We start from the raw sequence: 14920 nt of genomic DNA, 5'->3' as shown, positions 1-14920 counted from the left end.
GCAGCGAGTTTCACGGATTTTAGTAAGGTGACTTTTTTCCAAGTCTTTTGGAAGACTTGGCCTAGCATTTTTGGTACTTTTGTTGCGATGACAAAAGTACGAACACGTTCACTTACTGGTGCGCAAGGCATTATACGCCTTTGCCGCGACTTTAGCTATGAAGTCACTGGCATAATCAGGATTGTCGGCAATCGTGTAGACACTGACCAGAATTTGATCCCGGCCATCGTCAATAATACCCACATCGCACAGCACATCATCAAGCTGGCCGACTTTGTGCATGACCGGTGTCTGCATATAGCGTGGTATCTCATCGTGAAAGATCGTATTGGCCAAATTGTTTTTAAGGTTGAGCGATTTTTCTTTACCTAAGTACCGTTCCGCGTTAATGTTTTCAAACACCTTGGCCATTTCGTAAGGCGTAGTAACACTGTGGTACTGGTACTTTTTAAAAGCCTCTTCATTATGTATGCGGGTTTGTTTGAGCCGCAAGTCTTTTGTGACTTGCTTGAGTGCATCGGGCTTAATTGCCTTGATTTCCTCTAACAATTCATAAAAGGAATCATTATCGCTTATCCGCATCATGTAGCCGATATCAGAGCTGTATAAATCTTTTTTTGCGAATGGCGCCTGATCGTACATATATTTGTATACAGCCATTGCCACCACGAGTTTGCTGGTCGAAGCGGTAGGAAAAACAGTATCCTGACCATATTCAATGGTTTTGCTTGTTTTCAGGTTCTTGGCATAAAAACCAATTTTACCATCAAATTGCTTCAGTTCATTCACTACTTCTTTGGGCGGCAGCGAAGCGGCAGAAACACAAAGTGGGGTTAAAGAAAACAAAAGAAGCAAGGTTGCTTTTTTTAGCAAGGAAATCACCTCATAAAGTGGATTATGTTAAAAATCCAAAATTCTTGAACTGGCTCTCCTAAATATGATACAATTTTTTCGGATGGCTGTCATTAAATCGGAGAGGTAATTATGCTTGATACAATTTATTTGCCCAAATTGAATAATCTGAGGCCAACGATGGATTCAACGCTATGGAAAGCAATGGAAGAAGCGGGTGAATTGGCCAGAGCGGTGCTCAAATTCCTACCTTATGAACACTTATCACCTGTTGATGTTGCTCGTCACAGCTCAGCAGCAAGCTTGCTCGGTGATGTTTCGGAAGAACTTTTGGATGTAGCGCAGACTTGTGTCACGATGATTTTTGTCATGGAAGATTTCTATCAGGTCCGGGCAGATGCCCTCATTGGAGAACATCTAACAAAACTGCGCGACAAGGGATACAGCTATGATGTCACTAAATCGTATTGCATTGCTACTTCAGGCAACTTTAAGTCTCTTAATCTCCCACGCCTGTCGCTGGACCAGGTCACGCTGTTGACAACGGTATGTAAAATACAAGAAGAAATCGGGGAATTAACGCAATTTCTCGGTAAGCAGTCAGGGGCTTCAGGAGAAGCCAGCCGGCTAAGTGACAGTGAAGTATTGGCGGGCTGTGCGGAAGAATTGCTTGATGTTGCTCAGTGCTGCTTTACTATGATGTATATCCTAGCCGAACGTTATGAGGTAGATGTGGAAGAATTGCTGCGCGGGCATGTGGCGAAGCTCCGCCGCAAGGGTTATTGTGCTTAATCCGCCATTATTCGGGGTATTTTGCCTTTTCCTATGCATTATACATGGCAATAATGAAAATACTAACTGTGAGGCCTAGAGGCTATGGCTGCTGTCAATTGACAAGTCTCGCACCTGTAAGGTACAATTGGACTGTTGCGTATCTGTTGTAGTTCACGCAGCTTCTTTTATGAAGAGGTTAAACCTTAAGTTTGCAATAGAAATGAGGTGGTACTGATGCAAACGTATTGGGTTGCATTTACGGTAGCGTTGGCTGTAGCATATTTTTCAACGCCATGGGTAAAAAATTTAGCTGTAAAAGCGGGAGCACTTGATGCGCCTGACGCTCGTAAAGTTCATAAAAAACCGATCCCCCGCATGGGTGGATTAGCTATTTATTTTGGCTTTGTATTGGCTGTGCTGGCAAGTATGCATATCAGCCATGAAATTGCCGGCTTGCTTTTGGGCGGTACGGTTATTTTGATGGTTGGTATTATTGATGATATGAAGCAACTGTCACCCAAGGTTAAGCTGCTTGGTCAAATTCTTGCTGCCGTTGTACTGATACTGTTTGATGTTCGCATCGAATGGCTCACCAATCCTTTTGGTGAAATGCTGTATGTGGACTATTTTTCAGTGCCGCTTACGATATTATGGGTAGTAGGATTGACGAATACCGTTAATTTGATTGACGGCTTAGACGGCTTGGCCGCAGGTGTATCTACGATTGCTTCTATTACAATTTTGCTAGTTGCTTTGCAGCAGAATTTCTGGACAGTTGCGATTTTAACCGCCGCTCTGGCCGGTGCTGCGTTAGGCTTCTTGCAGCATAACTTCAATCCTGCCAAGATTTTTATGGGTGATACGGGCAGTATGTTTTTAGGGTATATGCTTGCTGCCGTTTCCATCATGGGAACGGTGAAAAGTGCCGCTACTATTGCTTTGTTTGTGCCGATCGTGGCACTGGGGCTACCCATCATGGACACAGCCTTTGCGATCATTCGCCGCTATATGAGCGGGCGGCCCATCTTTAAGCCGGACAAAGGACATCTTCATCACCGGCTGCTGGAAATGGGACTGACGCAAAAACAGGCAGTATTGCTTATGTATGTTATTAGCGGCTGTCTGGGTCTGAGTGCTATTGCTCTTACGGAAGTCAATACGTTTCTTGGCGCTTGTATTGTTGTTCTTTTAATGACAGCATGCATCATTGGCGCTAAAAAGATTGGCGTTTTAAAGAGCACTGACTCAGTAGAGAGCCATTAAGCAAAAAATGTCCTTGAAGGGGGCGGGCGTAGGCCCGCCTTTTGTACATTTTTGGTGAAGTGAAACGGGATACCTGTAATGGTCCCGATATCAAGGAGGAATTGTATCATGTCGCGCATCAAAGTAATGACTGTGTTTGGAACCCGCCCTGAGGCTATTAAAATGGCACCGGTTGTGCTTGAATTGACCCGTTATCCGGAATACATAACTCCCATAGTAGCAGTAACGGCTCAGCATAGGGAGATGCTTGACCAGGTATTGAATTTATTTTCAATAACCCCTGATCATGACCTGGATATTATGTGCCAGGGACAAACGCTGTTTGATATCACCTGCCGGGGCATGCAGGGGCTGAATGCTGTGTTTGAGGAGGAAAAGCCCGACTTGGTCCTTGTCCATGGGGATACTACCACTACTTTTGCAGGTTCGCTTGCGGCTTATTACCACCAGATTGCAATTGGTCATGTGGAGGCAGGGCTGCGAACAGGCAATAAATATTCCCCTTTTCCGGAGGAAATGAATCGCCGCCTCACAGGAGTGCTGACGGACTATCACTTTGCTCCTACAGCAGGCTCCCGCGATAATTTGCTTGGTGAAGGAGTAAATACCGAAAATATATTCGTTACTGGTAATACGGTCATTGATGCGTTGATAAAAACTGTTGATGAAAACTATAGATTTACTGATCCACTGCTGGCTGGTATTGACTATCAAAACCGGCGGGTTATTCTGGTGACAACTCACCGCAGGGAAAATCTGGGAGAACCGATGCGTCATGTTTATCAGGCTCTTAAGCAGATCGTTACTGAATTTGATGATGTGGAAGTCGTGTTCCCTGTACATAAAAACCCGCTTGTCCGTGAAGTGGTGAGTCAGGAGCTGGGAGGGATGGCCCGCGTACATTTGATAGATCCCCTTGACTACCAACCCTTTGCTAATTTAATTGCCCGCTCGTATCTGGTGCTGACTGACTCTGGTGGAATTCAGGAAGAGGCTCCGTCACTGGCTAAGCCGGTACTAGTCTTGCGCGATACGACAGAACGCCCTGAGGCGGTAGCAGCAGGAACAGTTAAACTGATTGGTACGGAACGCGAAAGAGTTTATCAGGAAACGAGACAGTTGCTTGCTGACCGGAGTGAATACGAACGGATGTCCAATGCCGTAAATCCCTATGGTGACGGTAAGGCAGCCCAGCGAATTGTACAGTCTATTCTGTACCGGTATGGTCTTTGCCGAAAGCAGCCACAATACTTTATTTAATTTTAAAAGAAAAATAGAATTTTTTAAATAATCTGCAGGAATTTGCAATAATACGGCGAAATATACCCATATAAGGCGGTATACAGCATGTGATGTTATTTTGGTGATATCAGATCCTGCATTTTTCGCCGGAAATAGTTTGCGAACTATGTAACTTGCGGTCTTTTCTTTAACAGAGAAAAGATAATAGTATGTTACGCCTAGGTTGTTTTTGCGTATTCGCAAGATAAGCCTAGGTGTTTTATTTTCGCGCAGATTTCCCGTTTTGTTGATATTTCGGTAAGGAACGTATATAATATTCATAAAAGTCAGCCAGGCGGTGGGTCATATGGAAAATAAGGACCGGGAGCAGCTTTTTGCGGCGATAAGCATGGTTGGTAATATGGGTTTGAGTATAGTGGCCGCAGTTGCAGTTGGACTCTTCTTGGGCAGACTGTGTGACGAATGGCTTGCTATTTATCCGTGGGGAGCCGTTAGCGGCATTGTATTAGGAATGGTTGCAGGAATATGGGCAACTTATAAAAAGGTAATGGAAAAGCAAGAATAATGAATGAATACATAGGTTTGTTAAAGCGCATATTGACTCATCTTTTAGCATGGATAGTACTGTTTGTTGTTGGCTTGTATGGAACTGGTAATGAAAGCTGGATACTTGGATTTATAGTTGGTGCAGGTGCCAGTATTGTTTATTTTATGCTCATGAGCTATCGCATATTTAAGAGTTCTGAACTGGTGCCGGCTAAAGCAGTATCGTATATGCGGGCCGGTTGGTTAATCAGGCTGATTTTTGTTGTTCTTGTTCTAATTCTTTCTCTGAAGATTCCTGGTATTCATTTTTTGGCAGCGGTAGTGGGACTATTCTCGCTTCAATTTATAATCGTGCTTGAGGCTGCGCTTTTTGTGTCCAGGCATTATACCTCAAAACGAGCAAATTCTGTAAGAAAGGAGTGAAATTATGGAGCATGGTGGAGGACATGAGATTGGCGCTCATAAACTGGCTCATTTTGCCGGCTTGACGTTCAATCTTGATACGTTGTACATGACCTGGCTGACGATGGCAATTGTCATTTTTATTGCTGTCTTAGCTACTAGGCGTCTGGAAATGGTACCCCGGGGCTGGCAAAATGGTGTTGAATACCTTGTTGAAGCTTTGATGGTCCAGATAGTAGGTACGATCGGGCCAAAAGGGAAGAAAGTCGCCCCTTTGCTGATTACGCTGTTCTTATTTTTACTGGTTGGCAACTGGCTGGGCTTAGTGCCAAGCTTTACATCACCTACGAATGACCTCAACACAACTTTAGGGTTGGCGTTGATGATTGTACTTATTGTAAATCTTCTGGGGATTTGGAATAAAGGCTTAGGTCATTTTAAACACTTTATTACGCCAAATGTATTTTTCTTACCAATTAATATCATTGAAGAAATTTCTAAACCGGTTACGCTTTCCTTCCGTCTATTCGGAAATATTCTGGCCGGTGAAATTTTGATCATTATTTTAGGCAGTCTGCTGCCGATATGGATGCCGATCCCATCGGTAATATGGCTGGGCTTCAGTGTAATTGTGGGTGTTATTCAGGCATTCATTTTTACCATGTTGTCGATATCTTATTTGTCCAGTGTATTACAAGACCATCACTAATCCTCTATCCCTTATATAGAGTATTTATGATATAACATGAAAGGAGGAATTTTTTATGGAACACGCAATTATTGTTGCTGCCTCAGTGATCGCGGCCGCGTTGGCTATCGGCCTGTCCGCTTTTGGTGCGGCTATGGGTGACGGTCAAGTTACTGCCAAAGCTATTGAGGGTATTGCAAGACAGCCTGAGGCGAAAGGTTCAATTATGACCACTATGTTCATTTCGGTTGGTTTGATTGAGTCTATTCCAATCATCGCTGCCGTTATTGCCATCGTGCTTGTATTCGCCAATCCGTTCATTAAGTAATAGCGTTATAAGGGCGACGGACTAATTATCCGTCGCCCCTCTTACACGCCGGAAAGAGGAGGGGCCCTCGTTGGTTGATTTGAATGCGACGCTCATAGCGCAAATCATAAATTTTCTTTTGCTTGTTGCTATTTTAGCAAAATTCGCTTATAAACCTTTGATGCAAATTCTGGAACAACGTCAGACTCGCATTGCATCCGACCTGGAAAAAGCTGCGCAGGAAAAGGCGAGTGCTGAGCAGTTCAGACAGGAATATCAGAACCAGTTAGCTGAGGCTCGCGTGCAAGCGCAGGCTATCGTTGAAAAAGCTACTAAACAGGCTGAACAGGAAGCACAGCGTCAGCTTCAGGAAGTTCGCGCCCAAATTGAGCGTGAGAAAAAAGTGGCCCAGGAAGAAATTATCCGCGAGCGCGAAAAAGCCTTAGCCCAATTGCGCGGCGAAGTGGTCTCCTTATCTATGGCAGCAGCAGGTAAGCTGATTGCCAAGAATATGGACTCTGATGTTAATGCCAAACTTGTCAGTGAGTTCATTGACAAGCTGGATGAGCGGAAAATAGGTGGTTTGTCATGTTAAGTAATCAGTTGGCTACTACCTATGCCCAGGCAATTTTTGAACTGGCCCAAGGGAAGAATCTACTTGACCAGGTTGAAAAAGAACTGTTAATGGTGGAAGAAACCATTAAGGCTCAGGCGGATTTGGCCACATTGATTTATCATCCCCGTGTTCCGGTGGATGCCAAAAAAGATACGATTAGAAAAGTGTTTGGCAGTGAATTAACTGATTTTGTTTGCAACTTTCTCCTGTTGCTGGTCGATAAACGGCGCGAAACTGTAATAGAAGGAATCATTCGTGAATATGTGATTCTTGCTAACAAAGCTCGCAATATTGTCGAAGCAGAGGTTACAACCGCGCTGCCTTTATCACAAGCTGAGCAAGAACAGCTTGGAATGAAGCTCAGTAAGGTTACCGGACAGGTTGTAGCGATCAAAACGGTTGTCGATCCGGCAATCATTGGTGGCGTAGTTGTAAAAATTGGCGATAAACTGATTGACGGCAGTATTGTCCGTCAACTGAAAGCGTTTGAACAAGCGCTGCTCAGAACTGAAGTGACTAAGATTGGGGTGACAAGCTGAGTATGAAAATGAGGCCAGAAGAAATTACGGCTATCATCAAGCAGCAAATAGAGCAATACCAAGTAGACCTCAACGTTGATGATGTCGGCACTGTTATTGAAGTAGGCGACGGAATTGCCCGTATACACGGTTTGGAAAAAGCTATGGCCGGTGAGTTGTTAGAATTCCCTCACAACATTTACGGCATGGTTCTTAATCTGGAAGAAGATAATGTAGGTGCCGTGCTTTTGGGCGGCGAGACAGAAATTAAAGAAGGCGACTCAGTTCGCCGCACCAGCCGCATCATGCAGGTACCTGTTGGTGAGGCTATGGTAGGTCGTGTTGTTAATGCTCTTGGTCAGCCAATTGATGGCAAAGGTGCAATCAATACGACTGAATTCCGTCCGGTAGAATATCAGGCCCCTGGCATTGCTGACCGCCAGTCGGTTAAGGAGCCAATGCAAACAGGCTTGAAAGCGATTGACTCGATGGTTCCAATTGGCCGTGGCCAACGGGAACTGATCATTGGCGACCGCGGCACCGGTAAGACGGCTGTAGCGATTGACACGATTCTGAATCAAAAAGGCCAAGGCGTGACTTGTATTTATGTAGCGATTGGCCAAAAAGCTTCTACTGTTGCCCGTGTTGTCCGGACTTTGGAAGAAGCCGGCGCCATGGAATACACGATCGTTGTAGCTGCGACTGCTTCTGATAGTGCACCGCTGCAATATTTGGCACCTTATGCAGGTGTTACTATGGGTGAATACTTCATGTACAAAGGACAAGCTGTTCTGTGCGTATACGATGATTTATCCAAACATGCCGTAGCATACCGGGCCATGTCACTGCTGTTACGTCGTCCTCCAGGCCGCGAAGCATATCCTGGCGACGTATTCTATCTACATTCCCGTTTATTAGAGCGGGCTGCCAAGCTTTCTGAAGAATTGGGCGGTGGTTCCATTACTGCATTGCCTATTATCGAAACATTGGCAGGCGACGTTTCTGCATACATTCCGACAAACGTTATTTCTATTACTGATGGTCAGATATTCCTGGAGAGTGAATTATTCTACTCCGGTATCCGTCCTGCCATTAACGTTGGTTTGTCCGTATCCCGCGTAGGCGGCTCGGCGCAAATCAAGGCTATGAAGCAAGTTGCGGGCAGACTTCGTCTCGATCTGGCTCAGTATCGCGAATTAGCCGCTTTTGCGCAATTCGGTTCCGATTTGGACAAAGCGACGAAAGCCCAAATTGATCGGGGTCAACGTACTACGGAGATCCTGAAACAGTCTCAGTATTCGCCGCTGGTTGTTGAAGAGCAGGTAATGGTTATTTATACTGCTGTAAACGGTTATCTTGATGATCTTGCAGTAGAAGACGTAACTAAATTTGAGCACGACTTCCTGAAGTTCATGCGTGGTAATTATGCTGAAATTTCTAAGACCATTCGTGAAAAGAAGGCTCTTGACAGCGCTACTGAGGAAGCACTTAAGAAAGCAATTAGAGAATTCAAAGATACATTTGTTTCTTATACTAAAGGCGCGGCGAGGTGATGATATATGCCTAGTGCACGGGACATACGCCGCCGCATTAAAAGCGTAAAAAACATCCAGCAGATTACCAAAGCCATGAAAATGGTTGCTGCAGCGCGGCTGCGCCGGGCTCAGGAACGGGCAAGTGCCAGTCGTCCTTATACCGAAAAAATCCAGGAAGTGCTGGCAAGCGTGACCGCCAGTGTCCGTGATGCTGAGCATCCTCTTTTAGTTGTCCGGGAAGTTAATAAGACCGGCTATTTGGTTATCGGTGCCGATAAAGGCTTGGCAGGGGCTTATACGTCTAACCTGATGAAGGAAGCTGTCGCTCAGGTACGAGGCAAAGACAATGTTGAGCTGATCACTGTTGGTCGCAAACCACGCGATTATTTTCGCCGCAGAAGCTATAATGTCATTGGTGAATACAGCGGTTTTTCAGAAAAACCGGAATATCATCATGCCGTTACTTTAGCAGCAGATGTGGCTAACCGTTTTGCTGCCGGTGAATTGGATGAAGTGCACCTGGTTTATACCCGGTTTATTTCACCGATTAACCAAAAACCAACAACATTGAAGCTATTGCCAGTTGACGATAGTCAAGCTGCAGCTGGAGACGTTCAGGGTGAATATATCTTTGAACCGTCAGCGGCTGAAGTGCTTAATCAATTGCTTCCCAAATATTTGGAAACAGTTATTTACGGCGCTTTGCTTCAGGCGGCAGCCAGTGAACTCGGCTCCCGTATGACGGCAATGGGCTCAGCAACGGATAATGCTCAGGAATTAATAGCTAAGTTGGTACTCAATTACAACAAAGTGCGCCAGGCGACTATCACTCGCGAGCTTTCCGAGATCGTTGGCGGCGCAGAAGCGTTAAAATAATAAACTAACCCCCAAGGCTGTCGATAATAGTTCATATGCTAGGCGGCAGGAGGACGCGACTGGAGCAGTACTGGCAGTACGCGGAAGAAGCGCCTGGACTAACAACGACGCAGATGGACTGTTAGCGGCAGACTTGGCAAGTAAGGAGGGGGAACCCGACACATGACAAAAGAACATGTAGGTAAAGTAATCCAAGTTATTGGACCTGTTGTTGATGCTACATTTCCCCCGGAACAGTTGCCTGAAATATATAATGCCATCAAAATTCAGGGACAATCGGGCGAGCTTAAGGTAGAGCTGACTGCTGAAGTTATGCAACACTTGGGCGATAATACCGTTCGCTGCGTAGCTATGAGCTCCACAGACGGTTTGACTCGTGGTATGGATGCAATCGACACCGGTGCTCCTATTACCGTACCTGTTGGCCAAGGCACTCTGGGCCGGATATTCAATGTATTAGGTAAGACGGTTGATAATAGTGATGCTGAAGTGCAAGCTTCTGCCCAATGGCCAATCCATCGTCCGGCACCTAGCTTCGAAGATCAGTCTTCCGCTACAGCCATCCTGGAAACAGGGATAAAGGTTGTTGACCTTATCGCTCCTTATGCTAAAGGTGGTAAGATTGGACTCTTTGGTGGTGCAGGTGTTGGCAAGACCGTTCTAATCATGGAACTCATCCGTAACATTGCAACTGAGCATGGCGGCTACTCGGTATTTGCCGGTGTAGGCGAGCGGACCCGTGAGGGAAATGATTTGTGGGAAGAGATGAAGGAATCAGGCGTTATCGAGAAAACTGCTCTTGTATACGGGCAGATGAACGAGCCGCCTGGAGCCCGTATGCGCGTAGCGCTTACTGCTCTGACTATGGCTGAGTATTTCCGTGATCAGCAGGGACAGGACGTACTGCTGTTTGTTGATAACATTTTCCGCTTTATTCAGGCAGGTTCAGAGGTATCGGCGCTGCTTGGCCGTATGCCTTCTGCTGTAGGCTATCAGCCGACGCTGGGTACTGACGTAGGTGCTCTGCAGGAACGGATTACCTCTACTAAGAGTGGTTCAATCACTTCTGTACAAGCTGTATATGTACCGGCCGATGACCTGACTGACCCTGCTCCGGCAGCAACATTTGCTCATTTGGATGCTACTACGGTATTATCCAGGCAAATTGCCGAGCTGGGGATTTATCCGGCAGTGGATCCTCTGGACTCCACTTCCCGTATTCTTGATCCTCTTACACTTGGCGAAGAGCATTATGAAGTTGCCCGCGGCGTGCAGGAAGTTCTGCAGCGCTATAAGGAACTTCAGGATATCATTGCCATCCTGGGGATGGAAGAACTGTCTGATGATGATAAGCTGACCGTAAGCCGGGCCCGGAAGATTCAAAGATTCCTTAGCCAGCCTTTCTTCGTTGCTGAGGCTTTCACCGGCACTCCTGGCAAATATGTGCCACTGAAGGAAACGATCCGCGGATTTAAAGAAATTATCAGCGGTAAACATGATGACCTGCCTGAATCGGCATTCTACATGGTAGGCACTATTGACGAAGCGGTGGAAAAGGCGCGCACAATGAAGGGGGAATAAGACATGGCCAAGACGATCCGACTGGACATTGTCACCCCTGATAAAATAGCATACTCAGCAGATGTTAATATGGTTATTGCCCGTGCTACTAACGGCGATATCGGTATTCTGCCAGGGCATGCACCGTTAATTGCTGGATTGGATATTTGGCCTCTGCGCATTCTGACTGATGAGGGGGAAACTGAAATCGTTCTTTGCAGCGGTTTCATGGAAGTTCGGCCTGATAAAGTAACCATATTGGCTGCTTGCGCCGAGCTGCCCGAAACAATCGATATTGCGCGAGCTGAAGCTGCCAGAGAAAGAGCGGAAGGCCGCTTGAAGGCTGCTGATTCCAGCATTGACGTTACCCGTGCAGAAGCAGCACTAAGACGGGCGATTGTGCGTCTGCGTGTGGCTGAACACAGTAAGCATTTTTAAGAAAAACAACCCCAGATTTGGGGTTGTTTTTCTTTTCCGCTAAATTAGTAAATACTATACACATCAACAAAGGCAGGATTTAGCTTCATTTGACGAGAAAGGCACATTGGTGTATTGCACATGCTAGGAGGAAATATATGAATTCCAAAACAGTTGATCAGTCCAGAGTCATTATGTCAAATATTATGATGCCGGAACATGCTAATCCATCCGGAAATGTTCATGGCGGTGAAATAATGAAATTAATGGATAACACGGCCGGAGTTGTTGCCTGCCGGCATGCCCGTACAAATATCGTAACAGCGAGAGTGGATTCCTTGAAGTTCCTTCATCCTATTAGGGTGAGCAATGTTATTACCTGCTATGGCGAATTAACATTTGTCGGCAAAAGCTCAATGGAAATATCCGTGACCGTAACTGTTGAGGATTTGTCTAAGGAAGAACCGGCTAAAATTGCATTGACAGGTTTTTTTACTTTTGTTGCACTCGATGATCAGGGTCATCCCCTGCAGGTGCCAGCTTTGGAAGTGCGAACTGAGGAGGAGCGCCGCTCCTGGGAAGCGGCGCAGCAGCGATATTTGTCCTATAAACAGGAGCAGAAAGGAGCGGAGACAAAAAATGGCGATTGAAACATCAGTTTATCCTAATACTATCTTAGAAGTATTAGGAATAGGAAGTTTTACCGGATAAGATAACCGCCACAATGCCTGTTAATAACGCTACCCTTCAGCCTTTTGGCTTATTACATGGCGGTGCATCAGTGTACTGGCAGAAAGTGTTGCCAGTTTGGGTGCGTATAATCTAATTGATCAGTCCACTCACTATGCCGTTGGTTTAGAAATCAACGCCAATCATATTCGGTCAAAGCGTGAAGGCATGGTTACAGCTGTTGGAGTTCCTCTGCATAAGGGCCGCACTACAATGGTGTGGGAAATGAAAATTCTCGATGAAGAACACAAACTAATATGTATTTTCTCGGTGTACGATCGGTATAATTTCTATAAACAAATAATATTATCCGCAAAACGATATTGCACACAGGATTTTAAGTCAAAATGTCGAATTATGGGATGAAAATGAAAAAAATGTCAAACTGCAGCAAACTTATTGAAAAGTAAGGACGCAAAGCCATGGGTCTAATACTGAAAAAAGGTAATGACTGCCAGGTTGCTACGAATTTAATTCGTATGTACCTGGTTTTTTGCATTTTTTTCTTATATATTACCCTTGCTGCAGTGTGAATCATTTTAAATTGCGATAGGGGGGAATCGCAACAAATAATTAATTTTATTATTTATAAGGCAATAATCAGAAAGGGACGATTTACTATGAAATGGACAGTAGCAAAAAAGATCGGCAGTGGATTTCTGGTGGTTTTAACACTTGTTATTATGATGAGTGGATTTACATATTGGAAAATTGGTGAAATAACCTCCTCCTATCAGGTGTTTAGTAAGATTAACATATATAAAATGGAAATGGTACAGGGGATAGCGGCAGATATCGCTAATGAAGCGGTTGTTATGCGCCGCTTCAATTTTACCGGTGATCCCAGTGATATTTCGGTATATAACAGCTATAAGGAAAAAGCAAATGAAAAAATGGCGTGGTTGGAGAAGAATGTCAGCACAGAAACAGTCAAGGAGCATTTACGAGCGATAAAAAATGAAAAAGCTGCCTATGAGGAAATCGCTGAAAAATCAATAGCTGCCAAACAGGCCAATAAGCTGGATGAGGTAGCAAGCTATATGCAGCAGGCAGGTAAACCGTATAAAGCTGCCATGAGTGCAACAGAAGATTTAGTAAGACTGAATGAAGCGTACGCCGCACAGGAACAGGAAAAATATGCAGAAGATGCCGCAAATTCGAGACTTATGCTCGTTATTGTAAACATAATAGTTATCCTGTTATCCATTTTAATTGCCTATTTTGTTTCCCGGAGTATATCACGCCCGGTTCGAGAAGTTGCAGAAGCTGCTAGTCAAATAGCCAATGGCGATTTGACAATGCAGTCAATCTCCTATCAGTCTGAGGATGAAATTGGTAAGCTCGCTAATTCTTTTAATACGATGCTGCTAAACCTGCGCATGATTATTCAACAAGTCTCCGTTTCGGCGGAACAAGTTGCAGCATCTTCGGAAGAATTGACTGCGAGTGCCGAACAATCTGCTCTGGCTGCAACCCAGGTTGCTGGCACAATAACCGAGGTAGCACAAGGAACGGATCAACAGCGGCAAAGTATTAGTGATACACTGCAGATTATTGATACAATGACAGCTCAGGTACGCCAAATTGCATTCAATGCAGACAGCACAACGACTGTAAGCAAGCAAACGGCAGCTGCAGCCCAAAAAGGCGGCGAGGCCATTGAAGCGGCAATTAAGCAAATGACTACAATTGATCAAACAGTTGCTGAATCGTCTGCCGTAATCTCTGCTCTTGGTGAGCGCTCTAAAGAAATTGGGCAAATCGTCAATACGATTGCTGCTATTGCAGGGCAAACAAATTTACTTGCCTTAAATGCTGCTATTGAGGCTGCTAGAGCCGGGGAGCAAGGCCGGGGCTTTGCTGTTGTTGCAGAAGAAGTTAGAAAGCTTGCCGAACAGTCTCAGACTGCAACAAAGCAAATTGCTTCGCTGATTCATGAAATACAAGCGGAAACGAATAAAGCGATAATTGCCATGAATGCCGGTACTCGGGAGGTAACCACGGGTACGCAAGTAGTCAATACCGCAGGAAGATCCTTCCAGGATATTTCTGCTCTGGTCGGCAAAATGGCTGGTCAAATTCAAGATATCACTGCTTCTGTACAGGTTGTTGTTGCCAGCAGTGCACAGATTGCAACTTCGATTAGCGAAGTTGGCGAGGTAAGCCGGGTAACCAGCGGACAAACGCAGACTGTCTCGGCGGCAACGGAAGAGCAATCTGCCTCCATGCAGGAAATTGCAGCTGCCAGTGAAGCATTAGCTGATATGGCTGCAGATTTGCAAGTAACGATAACGAAGTTCACGCTCTAACAGGAAGTGTTTTACTTGACAAGCTGCCAATTCTCTGCTACTATTCATATAACTGAATGATGCCTTTAACCTAGTCCTGTGAGGCTGGAAAGGGGAATAATTGCGTTTATGCAAGCCTTTTTGCGCCTATCCAGGATCAAAAAGGCTTTTTTATTTACAAAAAAGTAGATACTACCTTTTAAGTTGGTCCTGTGAGACTAGCAAGGGAAAACCAGGAAGGATTTATGCCTTCTTGCCTAAGCACAGGGCAAGAAGGCTTTTTTATTGCCTAAATAAAAAATCGGGG

General features: G+C 45.1%; 17 protein-coding genes and 1 riboswitch. Of the genes, 16 read left to right on the top strand and 1 reads right to left on the bottom strand.

Annotation, left to right across the window (positions count from 1 at the left end):
* Positions 1-108: 108 nt before the first annotated feature.
* The gene (locus tag RTR76_RS18860; RefSeq protein WP_312523837.1) at positions 109-873 is read right to left on the bottom strand and encodes a serine hydrolase; all 765 of its coding nucleotides are present in this window, start codon (positions 871-873) and stop codon (positions 109-111) included.
* A gap of 111 nt (positions 874-984) precedes the next feature.
* On the opposite strand from RTR76_RS18860, the gene RTR76_RS18855 reads away from it, so the two are divergent.
* From RTR76_RS18855 to RTR76_RS18785, 16 genes are all read left to right on the top strand, one after another.
* Entirely contained in the window at positions 985-1644 is a 660-nt protein-coding gene (locus RTR76_RS18855) for a nucleotide pyrophosphohydrolase (protein WP_312523830.1), read from the top strand.
* 216 nt (positions 1645-1860) lie between these two features.
* Positions 1861-2889 carry an MraY family glycosyltransferase gene (locus RTR76_RS18850; protein WP_312523828.1) on the top strand — a complete coding sequence of 343 codons (1029 nt, stop codon included), beginning with the start codon at positions 1861-1863 and terminating at the stop codon, positions 2887-2889.
* Positions 2890-2997: 108 nt separating this feature from the next.
* Entirely contained in the window at positions 2998-4149 is a 1152-nt protein-coding gene (wecB, locus tag RTR76_RS18845) for a non-hydrolyzing UDP-N-acetylglucosamine 2-epimerase (RefSeq protein WP_312523826.1), read from the top strand.
* A 328-nt stretch (positions 4150-4477) separates the two neighbouring features.
* Complete coding sequence (locus tag RTR76_RS18840; protein ID WP_312523823.1) at positions 4478-4696, top strand: AtpZ/AtpI family protein; 219 nt, start codon at positions 4478-4480, stop codon at positions 4694-4696.
* A complete protein-coding gene (locus RTR76_RS18835) occupies positions 4696-5100 on the top strand; it encodes an ATP synthase subunit I (RefSeq protein WP_312523821.1) in 405 nt (134 codons plus the stop codon). The genes RTR76_RS18840 and RTR76_RS18835 overlap by 1 nt, the downstream gene beginning before the upstream one ends.
* Before the next feature lie 4 nt (positions 5101-5104).
* On the top strand, positions 5105-5788 hold the full coding sequence (gene atpB / locus RTR76_RS18830; protein WP_312523819.1) for a F0F1 ATP synthase subunit A: 684 nt from the start codon (positions 5105-5107) through the stop codon (positions 5786-5788).
* A gap of 55 nt (positions 5789-5843) precedes the next feature.
* The gene (gene atpE, locus RTR76_RS18825; protein ID WP_132083249.1) at positions 5844-6095 is read left to right on the top strand and encodes a F0F1 ATP synthase subunit C; all 252 of its coding nucleotides are present in this window, start codon (positions 5844-5846) and stop codon (positions 6093-6095) included.
* A gap of 70 nt (positions 6096-6165) precedes the next feature.
* Entirely contained in the window at positions 6166-6669 is a 504-nt protein-coding gene (gene atpF, locus RTR76_RS18820; RefSeq protein WP_312523816.1) for a F0F1 ATP synthase subunit B, read from the top strand.
* Positions 6663-7229: a F0F1 ATP synthase subunit delta gene (locus RTR76_RS18815; protein WP_312523809.1), complete on the top strand. Its 567-nt coding sequence runs from the start codon at positions 6663-6665 to the stop codon at positions 7227-7229. Before atpF ends, RTR76_RS18815 begins: the two co-directional genes overlap by 7 nt.
* Positions 7230-7231: 2 nt before the next feature.
* Complete coding sequence (atpA, locus tag RTR76_RS18810; RefSeq protein ID WP_312523807.1) at positions 7232-8761, top strand: F0F1 ATP synthase subunit alpha; 1530 nt, start codon at positions 7232-7234, stop codon at positions 8759-8761.
* Positions 8762-8767: 6 nt separating this feature from the next.
* Entirely contained in the window at positions 8768-9619 is an 852-nt protein-coding gene (gene atpG / locus RTR76_RS18805; protein WP_312523805.1) for an ATP synthase F1 subunit gamma, read from the top strand.
* Between the two features lie 162 nt (positions 9620-9781).
* Positions 9782-11200, top strand: coding sequence for a F0F1 ATP synthase subunit beta (gene atpD, locus RTR76_RS18800; protein ID WP_312523799.1), 1419 nt, complete (start codon positions 9782-9784; stop codon positions 11198-11200).
* 3 nt (positions 11201-11203) lie between these two features.
* The gene (locus tag RTR76_RS18795) at positions 11204-11617 is read left to right on the top strand and encodes a F0F1 ATP synthase subunit epsilon (protein WP_312523798.1); all 414 of its coding nucleotides are present in this window, start codon (positions 11204-11206) and stop codon (positions 11615-11617) included.
* A gap of 137 nt (positions 11618-11754) precedes the next feature.
* The gene (locus tag RTR76_RS18790; protein ID WP_312523796.1) at positions 11755-12246 is read left to right on the top strand and encodes an acyl-CoA thioesterase; all 492 of its coding nucleotides are present in this window, start codon (positions 11755-11757) and stop codon (positions 12244-12246) included.
* Positions 12247-12358: 112 nt separating this feature from the next.
* Positions 12359-12691 (top strand): hotdog fold thioesterase, encoded by a 333-nt coding sequence (locus RTR76_RS20910; protein WP_396145495.1) that lies wholly within the window; start codon positions 12359-12361, stop codon positions 12689-12691.
* A 13-nt stretch (positions 12692-12704) separates the two neighbouring features.
* Positions 12705-12792, top strand: a riboswitch (cyclic di-GMP riboswitch).
* A gap of 153 nt (positions 12793-12945) precedes the next feature.
* Positions 12946-14634: a HAMP domain-containing methyl-accepting chemotaxis protein gene (locus RTR76_RS18785; protein ID WP_312523795.1), complete on the top strand. Its 1689-nt coding sequence runs from the start codon at positions 12946-12948 to the stop codon at positions 14632-14634.
* Positions 14635-14920 lie beyond the last annotated feature (286 nt).

The organism is Anaerospora sp. (assembly GCF_032013335.1).
GTDB lineage: Bacteria > Bacillota > Negativicutes > Sporomusales > DSM-15969 > Anaerospora.
This window is presented reverse-complemented; position numbering and strand designations above follow the sequence as displayed.

Bases quoted from the DNA above. Each gene is read 5' to 3' on its own strand.
- RTR76_RS18850 (WP_312523828.1), top strand. From the start codon at position 1,861: ATGCAAACGTATTGGGTTGCATTTACGGTAGCGTTGGCTGTAGCATAT.
- atpG (WP_312523805.1), top strand. From the start codon at position 8,768: ATGCCTAGTGCACGGGACATACGCCGCCGCATTAAAAGCGTAAAAAAC.
- atpD (WP_312523799.1), top strand. From the start codon at position 9,782: ATGACAAAAGAACATGTAGGTAAAGTAATCCAAGTTATTGGACCTGTT.
- atpA (WP_312523807.1), top strand. From the start codon at position 7,232: ATGAAAATGAGGCCAGAAGAAATTACGGCTATCATCAAGCAGCAAATA.
- RTR76_RS18835 (WP_312523821.1), top strand. From the start codon at position 4,696: ATGAATGAATACATAGGTTTGTTAAAGCGCATATTGACTCATCTTTTA.
- RTR76_RS18855 (WP_312523830.1), top strand. From the start codon at position 985: ATGCTTGATACAATTTATTTGCCCAAATTGAATAATCTGAGGCCAACG.
- atpE (WP_132083249.1), top strand. From the start codon at position 5,844: ATGGAACACGCAATTATTGTTGCTGCCTCAGTGATCGCGGCCGCGTTG.
- RTR76_RS18815 (WP_312523809.1), top strand. From the start codon at position 6,663: ATGTTAAGTAATCAGTTGGCTACTACCTATGCCCAGGCAATTTTTGAA.
- RTR76_RS18790 (WP_312523796.1), top strand. From the start codon at position 11,755: ATGAATTCCAAAACAGTTGATCAGTCCAGAGTCATTATGTCAAATATT.
- wecB (WP_312523826.1), top strand. From the start codon at position 2,998: ATGTCGCGCATCAAAGTAATGACTGTGTTTGGAACCCGCCCTGAGGCT.
- RTR76_RS18840 (WP_312523823.1), top strand. From the start codon at position 4,478: ATGGAAAATAAGGACCGGGAGCAGCTTTTTGCGGCGATAAGCATGGTT.
- atpB (WP_312523819.1), top strand. From the start codon at position 5,105: ATGGAGCATGGTGGAGGACATGAGATTGGCGCTCATAAACTGGCTCAT.
- RTR76_RS18785 (WP_312523795.1), top strand. From the start codon at position 12,946: ATGAAATGGACAGTAGCAAAAAAGATCGGCAGTGGATTTCTGGTGGTT.
- RTR76_RS18795 (WP_312523798.1), top strand. From the start codon at position 11,204: ATGGCCAAGACGATCCGACTGGACATTGTCACCCCTGATAAAATAGCA.